The following is an 18,366-nucleotide window of genomic DNA, read 5'->3' as shown; positions in this document are numbered from 1 at the left end:
AATTAGAAAAAGCTCTTTTCAATTTTTATAACATCACCTGGCATAATAATTGTTGATTTTTTAGCTTTTAAAGGCTTTTGCGGATATCCACGCAATACAACCCACTCTGATCCTGATGCTCTATCTTTTAAACCGCCTGAAAGGGCGATTGCTTGTTCAATGGTAAGTTCAGCTTGGTATTTGTAGCTTCCTGGGTTCTTAACTTCGCCGTGAATAAAAAACGGACGATACTGTCTAACAGTTAACGTAACATAAGGATTGACTAAGTATCCATCTTTAAAGAGGTTTTCTACTTTTAGCTTGGCTTCTTCACCGGAAAGTCCCTCTAAATTAACTTGGCCTATCAAAGGTAAATTGATGAAGCCTGCTTGGCTGATTTTTGCTCTCACATTCAACTCAGGCTCTTGAAATACAAATATCTCTATTTCGTCGCCAGGACCTAATTGATATTCGCTAGATGAAGCCTGAGACAGATTTGAACTTAAAATAAAGAAAGTAATTACCAGCAACTGCATGAACTTTGAAGTTATTAATTTAAGCATTAAAATAACTCCCAGTTAATACCAACGGACCAGTTTAAGCCATCATGAACCAACGCACTTCTTGAGCCATCAAAGTCTTGATATGAAACAGAAGAGTTAACCGAAAGGTGGTCAGATAGTTGCCAAAACAAAGACTGTTTCACATCCAAGCTAGATGCCGTAGTACCGGCTTCGAATTGATAGTCTTGGTAATTTGCATCGGTCACTAACCTAACATTTTGACTAACCTTCCAAGCAAATGTCATTTCGTAGCCAGTTAATTCAACACTTTGAAATTCTGGATCAGGTGAGCCACTGATTTTTCTTGAGGTACCCAAATCAAACTGAACATTTTCAGTGATATTGAGTTTATTGGTAATACTCCAAGAAAATAAGTCTGACTCTTGTGAGTTGCTTTCGGCAAATTGGTGACTGTTGCCTATTAATATACTTAGCTGGCTGTTACCTAGGTAAGAGGTTTTCATACCAACATACGTATTGGTTACATCTAAAACGGTATCAATGGCTTGCTGAGATTGTTGGTTAAATTCACTTTCAGTTACATATTGCCCAACACGGAATAAAAAGTGTGAATCTTCAGAAAAACGGTCTGAGTAGATTAAATATCCTGAAACAATTGTTTCGTCTTTAAACAGCTGATCAACATCGTATAGGTATTCAGTTCTTGCTCTTCGTTGAGCTGACAACACCAAGGATCTATTTTTTGCCGCAGAGCCTATGCTAACGATTACACTTTGTTGATCTCGCAAGCTTTGTACAACATTTGAAAACTGATTCTGGAAACGAGCTTTTTCTAATGAAGTGGCACCAAGGGTATCGCTTTTACTAAGGCTCAAATCAATATCAACCAGCGAACTAATAAATAGCCGGCTTTCCAATGCAACGTTGTAATCTACTTTTGAGCTTACATTGATACTTTCTGAGGATTCTGAAAAGTCAGCACTGGAAATGACAACATTGCCTTTTAAACCAACACCTTCAAACAATTTGGTTATTGCGATATTAGTAGCTAAGTTAGTTTCTGATATGGAGTCTTGGTAGATTTCCGTTGAATTTTGAGCGAGAGACGCTATGACAGCGAATTCTTGCTGACTCCATTTGGTACTGGCGTAACCATTAAAACTACCAACGATGTAAATGAAACTTATAATACTTAGAGTGCGCACAACTTTTATGATTATTATTTTTAAATCGCAACCTGATCAATATTAATCAGCTATGTGTAAATTTAACTAAAATTAGTCATTAAGGATACTGTTTATTTCGTTTTATTAGTTTTTTTTGGAGTACAATACCAAAAAAGGTAATAGCACCTTTAAATACGCTACTTATTTAACAAGAGAACATTAATACGAATGTAATTATGAACTTTTTGTTAAATTTAAGTGAGTAATTTTAATTCAAATAGTAAAATAGCGTTTAGCCAACGCAGGAAAATAGTTATCGCATGACAGACAGTATTAAAATCGCGTCTAAAAATTGCCCATTAGTTGATGGGGAAGTATTGTTAGATCGATATGAAATTAAGAGTTTACAGGGCAAAGGTCGATACGGTTTAGTCTATCAAGCCCAAGATATGTCTACTGGTCAACTCATTGCTTTAAAAGTTTTAGACTCATTCATTACTGAAAATAGTGAAATGATGTCTAGTTTCAAAGCTAAACTGGATTCTGTCAAAAAGTTAGAACATACAAACATAATCAAACTACATGATTATTATCATCATAATGGCCTGCACTTTATTACTATGGATTGGATAGAGGGCGATAGTTTAGAGAACATTATGGCAAGTCATACGTTATCAGATGGCCAAGTTCTAGATATTGTTCAACAGCTTCTTGAAGGGTTGCACTACGCGCAAAACTCAAACGCAATACATTTAGATATCAAACCAGAAAATATTATGCTCGATATTACTGGCCACCTTTACATAGCAGATTTTGGCTTGTCTGTTTTAAACAAAGACATGACCTCTAGCAAAGACAGCGGCAGTCCTTTTTACGCACCACCGGAATACCTTGAAGATGCTTCGGTAAACCAGACAACTGATTTATATGCTGCAGGAATATTATTTTTCCAGCTGTTTAATAAAAAGCTTCCTTACCCAGCAAAAACAAAAGTTCAAAGCATTCATGAAAAACAAGCCAACAAGCCTCGTTTTGAAGCTAACAGAAGTCAGTTCGCAAAATTAAAGCGTTGGACTCTTTCCCTAATCGAACCAGAAGTTAACAACCGTCCCGATACAGTCTCAATTGCAATTGAGCAATACTATTCAGACTTATCAATGAGCACACCTCGAAGTCTCTCAAAAATAGTACTTTATATAGCTGCGTTTATTGCAATCACTTCGGCATTTATCTTTCTAACAAACTAACTTCGCCGTTGATTCAATTAAAGTATCATCGCTGCGATAATACCAAACAACACTAGCGGAATATTAAAGTGAACAAAGGTTGGTACAACGGTATCCCAAATGTGATCATGTTGACCATCTACATTTAAACCCGATGTCGGGCCTAACGTTGAATCTGAAGCTGGCGAACCAGCATCTCCTAATGCGGCCGATGCGCCAACAATGGCAGCTGTTGCCATTGGCGAAAACCCAAAAGATAAAGCCAAAGGTACGTATATAGAAGCAATAATCGGAATAGTTGAAAACGATGAGCCAATTCCCATTGTTACCAATAAACCGGTCACTAACATTAATGTAGCAGCCAATAATTTATTATCACCAACCATATTTACCGTTGACGAAACTAATGAATCAATAGCACTTGTAGCCTTCATAACTTCTGCAAATCCAGCGGCAGATATCATAATGAAACCAAAAACGCCCATGATCATCACGCCTTTGGAGAACACATCCTGAGTCTCATCAACCTTTAAAACACCACCAGCAATGAATACAGCTAAACCGGTTAAAGAGCCAATAATAACGGAACCTGTATAAAGCTGAATTGCCAAAGCAGCAATAATAGCCACTAAAGCTGTTAACAAGTGCTTAGGTTTAATGGATACTTTTTCAGGCTCTGCAGCCAATATTTTTTCCACTGAATAACGTCGTTTACCTTTGTAGCTGATAAAAAGAGCCACACATAAGCCTACAAACATACCAAACACCGGTATCGCCATAACTAAAGGTAATTGGCTAACTTGAATATCAACACCATTATCCACCAGGTTTTGAAACAATATTGTATTCAAAAATATCTTGCCAAAACCAACAGGTAACAACATATAGGTTGCTGTCAGGCCAAAAGTTAATAAACAGGCTACTGCCCTTCTATCCAACTCTAGTTGAGCCATAACGTGTAATAATGGTGGTATAAGAATTGGAATAAATGCGATGTGAACCGGAACTGCGTTTTGGGAAGAAATAGCTGCCAATAAAATACTCGCCATTAAACCCGCTTTTACCCACAGCGTGCTGGTTTGTTTCTCAGTTTGGGAGTTAATTTTACCTATAATTTTTTCAGCTAAAACATCGGTAACGCCCGACTTGGAAATAGTAACGGCAAATGCACCTAGCATCGCGTAGTTTAAAGCGATAGCAGCTCCACCACCCAAACCGCTTGTAAATACATTTACGGTTTCAATAAGACCTAACCCTCCGATTAAGCCACCTACCATCGCACTCACAATTAGCGCTAAAACAATATTAACGCGAACTAAACTCAACCCAACCATTAACAAAACAGCAACAACAACGGCGTTCATGACACACTCAAAAAAAGACAAAGAGAACTAATTATTACTGAATTAGTTAGTGAGTAGCCAGCTTTAAATCATAAAATCACATAATTAATACGATAGGAGTAATAACAAAACGTTTTCATCAAGTTCCCCTGTAGCCTGCCAGATCCGCTCTAGTTTGTAATTTGATAAAAAACGTAGTGAAACTAATCCCTTGCGTATACAAATTGAATCGCTTAACATCTTTTCGACTTGTCGGAGTGCCATTAGTATTTTTGTAATGGCTGAGATCGCTTAAGCGGGATCCGTAGAACCTGATTCAGACTAATATCTGCGAAGGAAACAAGGGAATACACTCTCATTTTAATAGTGTCGGCTGTAAAGCACGTATTAATTTGGGTATGACATACCTCCTGTATATCTACACTCCGTCTTTTGTGCTCATTCTTTGGGCTAACTTACGAAAGGCAGAAACCAATGACAAAATTAACTCGTCGCGAACGTCGCGAACAAGCCGAGCAATTCCTAATTAATTGTTCAAATCAACGCTTTCCAAATTCAAAAAAAATCTATGTTGACGGTAACATCTACCCAATCAAAGTGGGTATGCGCGAAATAGCTTTGACTGATTCACTTATTGGTGGCACTAAGGAAAAGCCGGTACTTGAACCCAATGAACCCATCCAAGTATACGACACCTCAGGCCCTTACACAGATGAACAAACTCCCATTAATGTGCACAAAGGGTTAGATAAGTTACGTGCTAGTTGGATTGAATCTAGGGACGATACAGAAATTCTTTCAGGTGCTACTTCTGGCTACTCACAGCAGCGTTTAGCAGACGATGGTTTGGATCACATTAGGTTTGAAAACCTACCCAAAGTAAGAAGAGCATTGCCAGGTAAAAACGTAACTCAAATGCACTATGCCCGCCAGGGTATTATCACCCCAGAAATGGAATACATTGCTATTCGTGAAAACCTAAAAAGACAAAACCTCAAAGATGAAGTGTTAACTCAACAGCATACTGGCCAAAGCTTTGGAGCGGTAATTGGCAGTAAAGATATGCCTGAAGTAATAACTCCAGAATTTGTGAGAGACGAAGTTGCACGTGGCCGGGCAATTATTCCATCAAACATCAACCACCCTGAAGCCGAACCTATGATCATAGGCCGTAATTTTTTAATCAAAGTAAACGCTAATATAGGCAATTCGGCGGTAACCTCATCAATCGAGGAAGAAGTGGAAAAGCTTGTTTGGGCAACCAAATGGGGCGCTGACACTGTAATGGACTTATCAACGGGACGATATATTCATGAAACCAGAGAGTGGATCATTCGTAACTCTCCAGTTCCAATTGGTACGGTGCCAATTTATCAAGCGCTAGAAAAAGTAAATGGCGTGGCTGAAGACTTAACCTGGGAAGTTTTTAGAGACACATTAATAGAACAAGCTGAGCAAGGTGTTGACTACTTTACTATTCATGCTGGTGTGTTGTTGCGATATGTCCCAATGACAGCAAAAAGAGTCACTGGAATTGTTTCAAGAGGCGGTTCAATAATGGCGAAATGGTGTTTGTCTCATCACAAAGAAAACTTTTTATATACCCACTTTGAAGATATCTGTGAAATTTGTAAGCAATACGATGTTTCATTTTCGTTGGGTGATGGCTTGAGACCCGGCTCAATTGCTGATGCAAATGATGAAGCACAATTTAGCGAGTTGAAAACGTTAGGCGAACTAACAAAGATTGCTTGGAAGCATGATGTACAAACCATAATTGAAGGTCCTGGTCATGTGCCTATGCACATGATCAAAGAAAATATGGAACAACAATTAGAGCATTGTGGGGAAGCACCTTTTTATACCTTAGGTCCATTAACTACCGACATAGCTCCAGGTTATGATCATATAACCTCTGGCATTGGGGCTGCGAACATTGGCTGGTATGGATGCGCAATGCTTTGTTACGTAACGCCAAAAGAACACTTAGGCTTGCCTAATAAAGAAGACGTAAAGGAAGGGTTAATAACCTATAAAATTGCAGCGCACGCTGGTGACTTAGCCAAAGGCCATCCTGGTGCTCAAATAAGAGATAACGCACTGTCAAAGGCAAGATTTGAGTTTCGTTGGCATGATCAGTTTAATTTGAGTTTAGACCCAGAGCGTGCACTTGAGTATCACGACGAAACCTTGCCACAAGAATCAGGGAAGGTAGCTCATTTTTGTTCAATGTGTGGTCCTAAGTTTTGTTCAATGAAGATCAGCCAGGAAGTTCGCGACTATGCAGCAGAGATGGAAACAAGAGGTGAATCTATAAGTATTAAGTTAGTTGATGAGACTCTAGTGGCAAATCAGAGTGAACTTAGTGAAGTCGTCAAAGGCATGGCTGAAAAGTCTGCTGAATTTAAAGCATCAGGTAGCGAAATTTATCACCCTGCTAAATAGCAAACTTTGACAAAGGAGCCTCTAGTGGCAAATGTAGCGGTGGTAGGTGCAGGCTTAATTGGTCGGTTGACAGCATTGTCTTTAGTACGCAATGGTTATCGAGTAACTATTTTCGATAAAGACAACAAACAAGCAACACAAAGTGCGGCATATGCCGCCGCTGGTTTATTAACTCCGTTAGGGGAGTCATTACACTGTACCCCAAACATTGTTGAAATGGGAATTGTTTCCCTCAATTTATGGCCACAGATACTTGCTCAATTACAACATCAAGTTGATTTTCAACAACTCGGGGCTCTAATGATAAGTCATCAACAAGACTTCGGGGAGTATCAGCGGCTTACTCGTCACTTGACAAGGCATTACCCTCAACATGATATGCATAAGTTAAATCAATCACAGCTGTTTCAATTAGAGCCCCAATTAAGCCAGCAATTTACTCAAGGAGTTTACTTGCCATTGGAAGGTCAAATTGATAACCGCATGCTGTTAACAGCGTTGAAGCGAGAGCTTGAGTGCAAGTTAATTAATTGGCATAGCGAGTCTATCGTCACAGGTTTGACTAACGCTCTTGATCATTGTGCACTCAGTGCAAATGGGCAATTGCATAAGTTTGATTTAGTAGTTGATGCTCGAGGTACAGGAGCAAGAACTCAAGAGTCGTCACAAAAAGCAGCTCCTCTTACCGACTTAAGAGGTGTAAGAGGTGAGTTATTTCACTTGCTAGCCCCAGAGGTTGAGCTTACAAGACCCGTTCGATTAATGCACCCTAGATACCAACTTTATATAGCGCCAAAAGCCAACAACATTTTTGTCGTAGGGGCAACTGAACTAGAAAGTGATTGCCGTAAACCAATAACAGTTCGCTCGTCATTGGAGCTATTAAGTGCCGCTTATAGTGTTCATTCTGGTTTTGCAGAAGCTCATATCCAACAACATATCAGCCAACTTCGACCCGCTTTTAATGATAATCAACCACAAATACGATGTAAAAATAGACTCATCCAAGTAAATGGCCTCTATCGCCATGGATACTTAATAGCGCCCGTTGTCGTAAAACAACTTGAAACGACCGTTGAACATGCTTTGAAAAGTCGAGCTCCAACTTCTGGTGAATCTGTTTCATCCAATTACTCTTCGCTATTGCCAATCAGGTTTTGTTAGGACTCTGCAATGCCCACAACATTTTAGAAAAGGTTAATAAAATGAATATACATATAAACGGACATACATTAACGCTAGCTGATAAAGCTTATGTTAGTGACGCTTTACATCTTTTTCTCTCAAGCTCTCAGCTAAAAATGAGCTACGCAGTGGCACTTAATGGTGAATTTGTGAGCAAAAGTCAGTACACACTTACCTCCATCAAAAACTCTGACTCTATTGATGTTTTATTCCCAATTCATGGTGGTTAAAAAATGAGCCTAAATATATATGGAGAGATACTTAATAGCAGATTACTGATTGGCAGTGCTCTATATCCCTCTCCTGAAATTATGAAACAGGCAGTGTTAGCTAGTGGTTCACAAGTTGTGACCCTTTCTTTAAAGCGCCAACAGCCAGAACAGGGCTCTGGTCAAAAAATTTGGCAATATATCCAAGACATCATGTCGAAAACACAGGGGTTTGTACTACCTAATACTGCTGGCTGTAAAACCGCCAACGAAGCTTACACTCTATCGCAAATGAGTCGTGAGATATTTAATACAAACTGGATTAAATTAGAAGTGATTGGTGATGACTACAACCTGCAACCCGACCCAATTGAGTTATTAAAAGCAACCAATATGCTGATAAAGGATGGCTTTAAGGTTTTACCATATTGTACGGACGACTTAGTTATATGCCAAAATCTCTACGATTTGGGATGTGAAGTGATCATGCCTTGGGCTTCTCCAATAGGTACAGGGAAAGGACTAATCAACCCATACAACCTCGAAACAATCAGGCATCGTTTACCCAATACCACTCTGATACTAGACGCAGGAATTGGTAAACCTTCTGATGCTTGCATAGCAATGGAAATGGGCTTTGACGGTATCTTGTTGAATAGCGCAGTTGCGTTGGCAGATGATCCTGTAGGGATGGCAAAAGCATTTTGCTATGCATTAAATGCTGGCGAACTTGGTTTCCGGGCGGGCTTAATGCAACAGCAACAGACAGCACATGCAAGTACACCTACATTGGATACTCCATTTTGGCACCAAAACACAAAGATTAGCGACAATGAATAACATTTTCCCAGAAAATTCCAATACAAAACCAACGGTGTGGACTATAGCCGGCAGTGATTGCACGGCCGGAGCTGGGATTCAGGCAGATATAAAGACTATGCATAATCTAGGTGCAGATCCTAGCTGTGTTATAACCGCCGTTACTGCTCAAAACCATGATAATGTACTTGCGATTAATGCTGTACTAGAGGAGGTCATACAATCTCAGATTTCAGCTTTAATCAAGGTGGACACTCCTAAAGTCATCAAAATAGGTTTGCTGGCCAATGCTCGTCAGGTTAAATTAATAGCGGAACAAATAAATCAAATTAAGTCCAACGCTATAACAAAGCCGTATGTAATTTATGACCCCGTTGCAATAGCTTCAAATGGTGGGCCGTTAACAGAAGAAGATCTTTTACCTGCTGTAAAAACCCTACTACTACCTTTAGTCGATTTAATAACACCAAATAAACATGAGCTAATAGCCTTAACCGGAATATGTCCCCAAACCTGGACATGTTTGCAAGCTGCCTCAAAAAAATTACTTAACCTTGGAGTTGGCGCAAGCATCATAAAAGGCGGTCACATCGACATAACTGAAAACAAAAGCATAGATGTTTATTCAAGCTTCTCTGACTCATATTGGCTGAGCAGCAATACAATATTAACTGACAATAGCCACGGCACTGGGTGTACTTTCTCATCTGCTATAACTGTATTGCTTGCACAAGGGTATCTAGTCAGAGATGCCTTTGTTATTGCTAAGGCTTATATCAATCAAGGATTGAATGTAGCAAAAAAGCAAACCTATAAATATGCCGGTGTTTGGCAAGGGGGTTGGCCAAATAATATTAGTAATTATCCTGAAGTATTAAGTATTGAGTCACTATTAAATAATAATCCAAGCAAGGAGCCACACAGTCACTCTAATCGGAAGGCTACCAATGTTAGTTTTCCTTCCTGTGGGACAAACAAGCTGGGGTTATATCCGGTTGTAGACTCGTTACAATGGTTGCAACAATTGCTACAACTGGGCATAAAAACGATCCAATATCGTGAAAAAAAGCTCAAAGGAGATAAGTTATCTAATGCAATTTCACAAGCGGTCAAATTAGGAGAGCAATACCAGGCCCGCTTATTCATTAATGACTTCTGGGAATATGCCATTGAGCACAATGCTTATGGAGTCCACTTAGGACAAGAAGATCTTCAAACGGCCGACTTAAAAGCAATCAAGCAAGCAGGACTTCGCTTAGGTATCAGCACTCATGGCCATTATGAGCTGCTAAAAGCATTACAGTATAAGCCGTCGTATATAGCCATCGGTGCCATATTTCCAACTAAAACCAAAGATATGACAGGACAAATTCAAGGCTTAAGTACTCTTAAAAAACTGGTTCAATTGACGTCGAATACTCCAATTGTAGCTATTGGTGGTATTAGTCTTTTAAACGCAAAAGACGTCTTAATGACTAAAGTCGGATCTATAGCGGTTGTTACCGCAATAACTCGAGCTGAAAATACTGACGAAGCAGTCAAAAATTTCCAGCAAATCATTGAACAACAATTAAATGAATAAAAGTGAGAAAAAGTCCAATGAGTGGCCCTAATAAATCATATGTTAACAAAAGCCTGAGTACTCCACAGTTTCTCCGTTACAACAGACATGTTATGACCGAAAATATTGGTGAACAAGGCCAGCTAGATATTGTTAGCGCTCGCGTCATGATAGTCGGTATGGGTGGCTTAGGTTGCGCTGCTAGCCAATACTTAGCCGCCTCTGGTATTGGTAGTATCACTCTAATAGACCATGACGTTGTTGAAATTAGTAACTTACAAAGGCAGGTGCTATTTACAAGCCAAGATATCGGCGAACCCAAAGTTTGTGCTGCCCAACAAAGGCTAAAGTATTTGAACCCCTTGATTAATATTAACGCTATTAATCAGTCTGTTTTAGAGTTGAATTTATCTGAGCAATTAAAAAATGTAGATATTGTTTTAGATTGCACTGATAACGCTACGACTCGACATTTTATAAATTCACATGCAGTTGCTAGCAAAATCAAATTAGTTTCAGCCTCAGCAATACAATGCCAAGGGCAATTAGTGAGCTTTGACTTTTCGAACAGCCAGTCACCTTGTTACGAATGTCTTTTCCCCAATAAACCAACACAAAGCCTAAACTGCTCTACCTCTGGCGTTTTAAGCCCTTTACTAGGTGTTATGGGTAGCCTACAGGCTATTGAAGTTATCAGAATGCTTCTGAACAAAAGTACCAGTATCAGTGAATTGATTACATTTGATGCTTGGGGGATGATTGTTAGTAACTTAAAAGTAAAAAAGGAACAGAGCTGCAAAGTCTGCTGTAACCATTTGGATTAACAATGCATTAGGTCATAGCCGAGTTTTTGTTTTACAGTTTAATTATATGAGGTAATAGTAAGTCATAAAAATGAGGTTCTATTTTACTTTAGCGAATGGTGCCTCGACCCGGAATCGAACCAGGGACACGAGGATTTTCAATCCTCTGCTCTACCAACTGAGCTATCGAGGCACATTATAGTGCTAAAAAAAGAAGAAATGGTGCCGACTGCCGGAATCGAACTGGCGACCTACTGATTACAAGTCAGTTGCTCTACCAACTGAGCTAAGTCGGCGACACCAACCCATTGCTGGGATTTTCTTCTGCACACATTCAAGAAGAATGGTGCCTCGACCCGGAATCGAACCAGGGACACGAGGATTTTCAATCCTCTGCTCTACCAACTGAGCTATCGAGGCACTAAGTGCGTGCATCAAGTTTTCGTGTTTTAAACAGTCCTACTTGGTGCGGCGTGTATTAAACGGATTTTGGGGTTTTAAGTCAACTAGTTTTTTAAATACTTTAATTAAATGGGCATAAAATAGACTAATTGGGCAAAAAATAGCATTTAAGCCCAAACATAAGGCTTCGAATAGTAATATCCCTGAACAATTTCAATACCTGCTTCTTTAACAAACTCTAACTCTTCTTTTGTTTCAACACCCTCAGCAACGGTTTTCATCCCCAACGCTTTTGCCATTTCAACTGTTGAACGAATTATAATTTGGTGCTCTTCGTGTGTATGACAATTACTGATGTACTGTCGGTCTATTTTTAACTCTTTAAAAGGAAACTCCGTTAACTGTTTCATCGTGGAATAACCGGTACCGTAGTCATCTATGGCTAGTGAGCAACCTAACAGTCTTAGTCGCGTTGCAATTTCCTGAGCTGTTAATAAATTTTCCACTAGACAGGTTTCTGTAATCTCTATGGTCAAACGACTAGCCTGAACACCAAACTCTCTAAGTAATGAGTCAATCTCATCAACAATCCTATGAGAGTTTAAGTCTCGCATAGACAGGTTCATTGAAAAGTTTATATTTGGGTATTTTGCCATTCGAGCCAATGATGTTCTAAACAGCACTTTATTAAATTCAGAAATTCGGCCGTTTTCTTCAAAATCACTTATAAATTGGTTGGGATAAATAATTGTACCGTCTAGTGCTTTTAAGCGAGATAAGATCTCATAACCAACAATACTTTCATTATCGATGTTTATTTGAGGCTGGATAACTGGACACAACGAAACTTCATTAATCTCAAAATTGTCTGGGTCGTAATTTTCTACTGAAGCTACGAACTCAGGATTCTCTGCTGAAATAATTCGTGATAGGGCTCTATCCACCAAGCCATTTAATTGCACAGCCGAGAATGGTTTTGTCAATTGCCCCAAAATAGCTAAATCTCGTTGTTTTGCGATAGATTCCGCCATCTGCAAGACTTTAGACTCAAACCCACTTATAACAACAACCTGACCTTTATATCCTGCACCCCCAAGTAATTTCAAAAATGCAATGCCATCTATTTCAGGCATTTGTAAGTCAACTAACACAAGGTCATTAAACTCAGAACTAACAATAAGGCTTTCTAAGCCTAAGTTAGGATCACTAAATAAGTTAACATTGTTTAGCCCAATCTCTTGAAATTTATCTTCAATAAAATGCAAGAAAAAAGGATCATCATCGACTGCGGTAATCCTATTTAATAAATTGATATATTCCATATTCCCAGCACAAAAACCTTGATTAAACGGAGTTGAAGGAGGTATTGTTTACTTAACGGACATTTGTATGCAAAAAGTGAACAACTAGTATCTATTATTAAGCTAGTTACTAATAATAATCAATAAATAAAGTCACTCTTAAATGGATAATAAAATTAAAAAGCTCAAGTTTGTAAAGATAGCACACGTAGTATTAATCTGGTTTGTCTTGTTTGGGTGCTTAGCTGCAATGGCCGGTATTGGTGGGTTGTACACATTCTCACAGTGGTTAAAACCAGACCAACTCACCACAGATCTTCAAAAGCATGTCAATTCAATTGCTAAAGGCATGCCTGACAACATCATGGATATCGAAAATCAAACGCCCGCTCAGTTTTACATTAACGCCATTCATGGTGAGTCGAAGAATAAAGCCTTTTTCCTATATCGCCTCGAAGGCGGACAACTTATTAAACAAGCCAGCACAAGTCAGCTTAAAGGTTATATCCCTAGCCCAATTTTGGCCAACCACGTTTCAGACTTAAATAGCTGGGTAGAGATTAGAAAAATCATCACTGTAAATGGCGAAGAAACGGGTCTATTAATTGGCACAATGCTCAAACAAAAGGCTGATGTTAGTTTTATATTCAGTTTATTCCTTATTTCACTTATTGGTGCCATTGTTTTAACCCGCTTATTAATCTCACTGTTTAACCAGAATGTGAATAAGAACACTATGCCTTTAATGGCCGAGACTAATTTAATTTTAACCAAAGACAAGTTTGATAAGCGTTTAGCTCCAAAACGATTTGGTCCATTTGCCATGCTAGCGGCAACCATTAACAGCCTACTTAAAAAGGTAGACGGTCTTAGAGCAGACAATTCAGAATTAGATTTAGCGAATGACAAGCTAGCACAAGAAATGGAAAGTAAGATTAATGAGCGAACCAACGCACTTCGTATGGCAATGGAAGAAGCGGAACAAGCGAATGAATCTAAATCTACCTTCTTAGCAACAATGAGTCACGAAATCAGAACGCCAATGAACGGCATAATAGGATCTATTGATTTGCTTCGTCGAAGCACATTAAATCAAAATCAATTTAGACTTTCCGATACTATTCGAGAGTCCGCATTCTCACTTTTAAGAATAATCGATGACATCTTAGACTTCTCAAAAATTGAAGCTGGTAAACTTGAAGTAGAAAGTATCCCTATGTCTATCAACGACATTGTTGAAGCAGTAGGAAGAACCTTGCTGTCGGTAGCGGAACAAAAGAATGTTGAGCTGCGCTTATACTGCGACCCTGCTATCAGCGAAAACTTAATGGGCGATCCAATTAGAATTCGTCAAATCTTATTTAACTTAGCCGGCAATGCTATTAAGTTTACAAACTCGTCTAAGTCTAAAAAAGGGGTTGTTCAGATAAGAGCTGAAATAAGCGAAAAGAACCTCGAGTTTACCAATGTAGTATTAAGAGTTATCGACAACGGTAAAGGCATGACTGACCGACAAGTCAACTATGTATTCCAACCATTTAATCAAGCCGAAGGGTCTGTAACTCGTCAATTTGGCGGCACAGGTTTAGGCTTAACAATTTGCCAAAGGTTAACCGACTTAATGTATGGTCACATTGATGTTAAGTCTGAATTGGGTGAAGGTTCCGAGTTTACAGTGTCGCTGCCACTGCGCTCAAGCGTAGATACACAACAAACACCTAAGCACGAATTTTCAGAGTTAGACTTAGTTTGTTTTTCTAGTGACTACCACAACATTGCGGCAATGGAATCTTACGTTAAACACTATAACGCGAATGTTACCGCCTGCCATACTGCAGAAGCCTTAAAGCAGGTTACAGAACATTATCGTTTTGAACAGTCCCACCAGTCAATTTGGGTTATCGATGCAACCATTCAACACGACGATACTGTAAATTTAGTATACGACCTGCTTGAACACCCTAACCTATTAAACACCCGATTCTTAGTACTAAGTAGCACTATGGACAATCAGGTTCAGGAACATGACCGTGTTTGGTATATGCACGCAACTCCACTGTGCCGAAGTAATTTATTAGAATTAATTCAAGACGTGACTGACAATAAGAAACACGACCCGTCTGCGCCAAAAGAGTCCAATGTAAAATCAGTAGCAACAATGACTATTGATGAAGCACGTAAAAAGAATCAACTGGTTTTGCTGGCAGAAGACAACGCGATGAACCAACGAGTAATATCAGAGCAGCTGAATATGCTTGGTTATGCCGTTGAAGTTGCGAACGACGGACAGGAAGCGATTGAACTGTGGCGTGAGCATAAATATCCATTAGTACTTACTGACCTTCATATGCCTCATAAAAGCGGCTACGACGTAGTAAAAACTATTCGTGAAGAAGGTCCTAATGGCAGTGACAACGAAAACTTTACTCGCGTTGTAGCTATCACAGCAAATGCACTGAAAGGCGAAGAACAAAAATGTATTAGCTTAGGAATGGACGGTTATCTTACAAAACCTCTAGAGTTAAATGATTTAGAAGTTGTCATGAAAAAATGGCTAAATATAGACAACAATGAAGCAGCGACATCATTGAAAGAAGTGAGCAGAACAAAAGTAACCGAAACTATTCCAAGCTCTGGAGAGCCAATTCAGCAATCTGTGTTGGTAAGTTACTTGGGTAATGATAAAGAAAGACACGTGAAATACTTGGATATGTTCAAAGCGAGAGGCAACGAGTTAATTGATAAAATGAATATCTCTGTCGAGCATACAGATCGTGAAAATCTTAAGAACTTAGCTCACCAGTTCAAGTCTATGTCTAAAAGTGTCGGCGCAATGCCATTGTTTAATTCGGCCTTTGAATTGGAAGAGGTTGCGCATACAGCCGATAGTGCAGACATTGGTTTATTGGTTATTAAAATTCAACAGCAATTTAACGATGTTATTAACTACGTTAACAGCGAATATAAATAACAAAAAGGCCTGACGACAAATTGTTATCAGGCCTTACTTTCCAGCGTATTTAGCATTTACCGGTAGATAATATATTTCATATTAGAGGTAAAGCTAAAAATCCGGACTATTTGCTTTTCGGTACGTAACCTTCAATTTCAACGTCTTTGCCTTCAAATAAGAAGCCAACCATTGTTGATTCCAACAACTCACGATGTTCAGGGTTTATCATAGAAAGCTTATGTTCGTTAATTAGCATGACTTGCTTCTTTTGCCACTCAGACCAAGCTTCTTTCGAAATTCCGTTAAAAATGCGTGTACCAATTTCACCAGGGTATAATTGAAAGTCTAACCCTTCTGCTTCTTTTTTTAAGTGTTCACAAAATACTTGACGAGCCATAGTTTATATTCGCTTCTAATTAGTGTTTAAACGTATTGTAATAAGGTTAGAGTGCATATGCTACCCCAGTTTCATCTCTATAAATCTTGCAGTAACTTTTTAGCAACCGCCGACAACCCAACTTTGTTCGTTTCTATTTCCCCAGCGTTAAACCACAACTTATTCTGCTCACCAACTGCAGGCTGTATTTTTGGTAGCGCTCCAACCGGTAATACAAGCGGTTGTATATCTAAATGATAATGACTAAATGTATGCCTAAACAACAAGTTTTCATCAAAATCCAAATCAGAATTCCCCAAACCTAGATCATCAAGGTAATGCTGTAACATGTCTAACGTCTCAAACTCTGGGAAACTATATAACCCTCCCCAAATGCCTGATGGTGGGCGTTGATACATAAACACTTCAGAGCCATTTTTAAGCATCAGCATATAAACAAACTTGATCGGCTTTTCTTTTTTAGGTTTAGAAAAGGGAAAATCCGTTTGCCTTGATTGCGCTTTTGCTGCGCACTTTTCAGATAATGGACAGATTTCACATTTAGGTTTGCTTCTTGTGCAGACGGTTGCCCCTAAGTCCATCATCACTTGATTAAAGTTTCCAGGTCTAGACGAGGGTGTTAGTTGTTCTGCATAGCTCCATAACGTATTTTCCACTGTTTTTTTCCCAGGCCAACCTTCCACTGCATAAAAACGAGTAAGTACTCGCTTTACATTTCCATCAAGGATTGGGTGATGCTGACCTAGTGAAAGTGATAAAACTGCGCCAGCAGTGGAACGCCCTACTCCTGGTAAATCTAAAACTTGTTGAAACTCTGAAGGGAATACGCCGTTGTATTCATCACGAACTTTTTTAGCGGCTTTGTGCAGATTACGAGCGCGTGCGTAATACCCTAGTCCAGTCCACAGGTGTAAAACCTCATCTTCAGGTGCGTTTGCCAAATCTGAAACAGTGGGGAAATCTGCGGTGAACTTTTCAAAGTAAGGGATCACAGTTGTTACTTGTGTCTGCTGTAACATTACTTCCGACAACCACACTCTATATGGCGTAACTGATTGTTGCCAAGGCAAATGTTTACGACCATTGATGTCGTACCAATCTAAAGATTGTTTTGTAAACCAACTGCATTCTGCTTTTGTTAACTCTGGCATAACTGTTCTTTTTGTCATTATTCACTATCTTTAATGCTGCGCACTATAACAAATAATTAACGAATTGACGTAAACAGCTTGAGACACTTGCTCTGCTGTAAGATAATGCGCGCCAAAATTTAATCAATTTCAACTAAAAAAATTAAGAAGTCATGACTGATAATACTCGTAACACTGTTGAACAGGCGCAAGCTGAAGGCAAATACATCAGAACTATCAAAAGTTTTGTTAAGCGCGAAGGCCGTCTAACAAAAGGTCAGCAAAAGGCATTAGATCAGTTCTGGCCAACAATGGGGTTAGAGCATAAACAAGGTTTAGTCGACTTTAAAACAGTGTTTGGCAACGACAACCCTGTTGTTTTAGAAATTGGTTTTGGCATGGGTGCGTCACTGGTTGAAATGGCCAAAAATGCGCCTGACAAAAACTTTGTTGGAATTGAAGTTCACCTGCCAGGAGTAGGTGCATGTTTGTCATCGGCAGACGAAGCAGGCGTAACCAACTTACGTTTGTATAATCATGACGCGATTGAGATATTACGTGACTGTATTGCAGATGAATCTTTAACAACTGTACAGTTGTTTTTCCCTGATCCGTGGCACAAAACTCGTCACCACAAGCGAAGAATTGTGCAGCAAGCCTTTGTTGAGAGCCTTCGTACCAAATTGAAAATGGGCGGTGTTTTCCATATGGCCACAGACTGGGAAAACTATTCTGAACATATGATTGAAGTAATGGACTCAACGGACACATTCTCTAATATCGCATCAAAAATTAATAGTGATGCAAATAAAACAAACGTATTTGTTGAACGTCCTGACAGCCGTCCACTAACTAAGTTTGAACAACGTGGTCACCGTTTAGGTCATGGCGTATGGGACATTATGTTTGAGCGAGTAAAATAA

At 39.2% G+C, this 18,366-nt stretch carries 15 protein-coding genes, 3 tRNA genes and 1 riboswitch; of the genes, 9 read left to right on the top strand and 9 right to left on the bottom strand.

What is annotated here, in order from left to right:
* Positions 1–2: 2 nt before the first annotated feature.
* Entirely contained in the window at positions 3–542 is a 540-nt protein-coding gene (locus ABD009_RS11445) for a polysaccharide biosynthesis/export family protein (protein ID WP_343825506.1), read from the bottom strand.
* Complete coding sequence (locus tag ABD009_RS11440; RefSeq protein WP_343825505.1) at positions 542–1,708, bottom strand: hypothetical protein; 1,167 nt, start codon at positions 1,706–1,708, stop codon at positions 542–544. The genes ABD009_RS11445 and ABD009_RS11440 overlap by 1 nt, the downstream gene beginning before the upstream one ends.
* A 281-nt stretch (positions 1,709–1,989) precedes the next feature.
* Here ABD009_RS11440 and ABD009_RS11435 point away from each other — a divergent pair, with 281 nt between their 5' ends.
* On the top strand, positions 1,990–2,916 hold the full coding sequence (locus tag ABD009_RS11435) for a serine/threonine-protein kinase (RefSeq protein WP_343825504.1): 927 nt from the start codon (positions 1,990–1,992) through the stop codon (positions 2,914–2,916).
* Positions 2,917–2,933: 17 nt separating this feature from the next.
* Here ABD009_RS11435 and ABD009_RS11430 read toward each other — a convergent pair whose 3' ends face one another.
* Positions 2,934–4,259, bottom strand: coding sequence for a Na+/H+ antiporter family protein (locus ABD009_RS11430; RefSeq protein WP_343825502.1), 1,326 nt, complete (start codon positions 4,257–4,259; stop codon positions 2,934–2,936).
* 222 nt (positions 4,260–4,481) lie between these two features.
* Positions 4,482–4,594: riboswitch (TPP riboswitch) on the top strand.
* A 118-nt stretch (positions 4,595–4,712) separates the two neighbouring features.
* Here ABD009_RS11430 and thiC point away from each other — a divergent pair.
* Genes thiC through ABD009_RS11400 form a run of 6 tightly spaced genes read left to right on the top strand, consistent with a single transcriptional unit; the run spans position 4,713 to position 11,281 of the window.
* The gene (gene thiC / locus ABD009_RS11425; RefSeq protein WP_343825500.1) at positions 4,713–6,683 is read left to right on the top strand and encodes a phosphomethylpyrimidine synthase ThiC; all 1,971 of its coding nucleotides are present in this window, start codon (positions 4,713–4,715) and stop codon (positions 6,681–6,683) included.
* A 24-nt stretch (positions 6,684–6,707) separates the two neighbouring features.
* Positions 6,708–7,847, top strand: a complete 1,140-nt coding sequence (locus tag ABD009_RS11420; RefSeq protein WP_343825498.1) for an FAD-dependent oxidoreductase — start codon at positions 6,708–6,710, stop codon at positions 7,845–7,847.
* A gap of 41 nt (positions 7,848–7,888) precedes the next feature.
* Positions 7,889–8,098: a sulfur carrier protein ThiS gene (gene thiS, locus ABD009_RS11415; protein ID WP_343825496.1), complete on the top strand. Its 210-nt coding sequence runs from the start codon at positions 7,889–7,891 to the stop codon at positions 8,096–8,098.
* 3 nt (positions 8,099–8,101) lie between these two features.
* Complete coding sequence (locus tag ABD009_RS11410; protein ID WP_343825494.1) at positions 8,102–8,917, top strand: thiazole synthase; 816 nt, start codon at positions 8,102–8,104, stop codon at positions 8,915–8,917.
* Positions 8,910–10,478, top strand: a complete 1,569-nt coding sequence (gene thiE / locus ABD009_RS11405; protein ID WP_343825492.1) for a thiamine phosphate synthase — start codon at positions 8,910–8,912, stop codon at positions 10,476–10,478. Before ABD009_RS11410 ends, thiE begins: the two co-directional genes overlap by 8 nt.
* Before the next feature lie 17 nt (positions 10,479–10,495).
* Positions 10,496–11,281 carry a HesA/MoeB/ThiF family protein gene (locus ABD009_RS11400; protein WP_343825490.1) on the top strand — a complete coding sequence of 262 codons (786 nt, stop codon included), beginning with the start codon at positions 10,496–10,498 and terminating at the stop codon, positions 11,279–11,281.
* Positions 11,282–11,377: 96 nt separating this feature from the next.
* Here the strand turns inward: ABD009_RS11400 and ABD009_RS11395 are convergent.
* From ABD009_RS11395 to ABD009_RS11380, 4 genes are all read right to left on the bottom strand, one after another.
* Positions 11,378–11,453, bottom strand: a tRNA-Phe gene (locus tag ABD009_RS11395).
* A gap of 27 nt (positions 11,454–11,480) precedes the next feature.
* Positions 11,481–11,556, bottom strand: a tRNA-Thr gene (locus tag ABD009_RS11390).
* Positions 11,557–11,604: 48 nt separating this feature from the next.
* Positions 11,605–11,680: transfer RNA gene (locus ABD009_RS11385), tRNA-Phe, on the bottom strand.
* Between the two features lie 149 nt (positions 11,681–11,829).
* Positions 11,830–12,984 (bottom strand): EAL domain-containing response regulator, encoded by a 1,155-nt coding sequence (locus ABD009_RS11380; RefSeq protein WP_343825488.1) that lies wholly within the window; start codon positions 12,982–12,984, stop codon positions 11,830–11,832.
* A gap of 142 nt (positions 12,985–13,126) precedes the next feature.
* On the opposite strand from ABD009_RS11380, the gene ABD009_RS11375 reads away from it, so the two are divergent.
* Entirely contained in the window at positions 13,127–15,934 is a 2,808-nt protein-coding gene (locus ABD009_RS11375) for a hybrid sensor histidine kinase/response regulator (protein ID WP_343825486.1), read from the top strand.
* 106 nt (positions 15,935–16,040) lie between these two features.
* Here the strand turns inward: ABD009_RS11375 and ABD009_RS11370 are convergent, their stop codons facing one another.
* Both ABD009_RS11370 and mutY read right to left on the bottom strand, forming a co-directional pair.
* Positions 16,041–16,313, bottom strand: coding sequence for an oxidative damage protection protein (locus tag ABD009_RS11370; RefSeq protein WP_343825484.1), 273 nt, complete (start codon positions 16,311–16,313; stop codon positions 16,041–16,043).
* A gap of 77 nt (positions 16,314–16,390) precedes the next feature.
* Entirely contained in the window at positions 16,391–17,482 is a 1,092-nt protein-coding gene (gene mutY / locus ABD009_RS11365) for an A/G-specific adenine glycosylase (protein WP_343825482.1), read from the bottom strand.
* Positions 17,483–17,616: 134 nt separating this feature from the next.
* Between mutY and trmB the strand changes: the two genes are divergently transcribed.
* Entirely contained in the window at positions 17,617–18,366 is a 750-nt protein-coding gene (gene trmB / locus ABD009_RS11360; protein ID WP_343825480.1) for a tRNA (guanosine(46)-N7)-methyltransferase TrmB, read from the top strand.

It is taken from the genome of Psychrosphaera haliotis, from assembly GCF_039523615.1.
Classification (GTDB): domain Bacteria; phylum Pseudomonadota; class Gammaproteobacteria; order Enterobacterales; family Alteromonadaceae; genus Psychrosphaera; species Psychrosphaera haliotis.
This window is presented reverse-complemented; position numbering and strand designations above follow the sequence as displayed.

Bases quoted from the DNA above. Each gene is read 5' to 3' on its own strand.
- ABD009_RS11370 (WP_343825484.1), bottom strand. From the start codon at position 16,313: ATGGCTCGTCAAGTATTTTGTGAACACTTAAAAAAAGAAGCAGAAGGG.
- ABD009_RS11410 (WP_343825494.1), top strand. From the start codon at position 8,102: ATGAGCCTAAATATATATGGAGAGATACTTAATAGCAGATTACTGATT.
- trmB (WP_343825480.1), top strand. From the start codon at position 17,617: ATGACTGATAATACTCGTAACACTGTTGAACAGGCGCAAGCTGAAGGC.
- ABD009_RS11380 (WP_343825488.1), bottom strand. From the start codon at position 12,984: ATGGAATATATCAATTTATTAAATAGGATTACCGCAGTCGATGATGAT.
- ABD009_RS11445 (WP_343825506.1), bottom strand. From the start codon at position 542: ATGCTTAAATTAATAACTTCAAAGTTCATGCAGTTGCTGGTAATTACT.
- ABD009_RS11375 (WP_343825486.1), top strand. From the start codon at position 13,127: ATGGATAATAAAATTAAAAAGCTCAAGTTTGTAAAGATAGCACACGTA.
- ABD009_RS11430 (WP_343825502.1), bottom strand. From the start codon at position 4,259: ATGAACGCCGTTGTTGTTGCTGTTTTGTTAATGGTTGGGTTGAGTTTA.
- thiC (WP_343825500.1), top strand. From the start codon at position 4,713: ATGACAAAATTAACTCGTCGCGAACGTCGCGAACAAGCCGAGCAATTC.
- mutY (WP_343825482.1), bottom strand. From the start codon at position 17,482: ATGACAAAAAGAACAGTTATGCCAGAGTTAACAAAAGCAGAATGCAGT.
- ABD009_RS11400 (WP_343825490.1), top strand. From the start codon at position 10,496: ATGAGTGGCCCTAATAAATCATATGTTAACAAAAGCCTGAGTACTCCA.
- thiS (WP_343825496.1), top strand. From the start codon at position 7,889: ATGAATATACATATAAACGGACATACATTAACGCTAGCTGATAAAGCT.
- thiE (WP_343825492.1), top strand. From the start codon at position 8,910: ATGAATAACATTTTCCCAGAAAATTCCAATACAAAACCAACGGTGTGG.
- ABD009_RS11435 (WP_343825504.1), top strand. From the start codon at position 1,990: ATGACAGACAGTATTAAAATCGCGTCTAAAAATTGCCCATTAGTTGAT.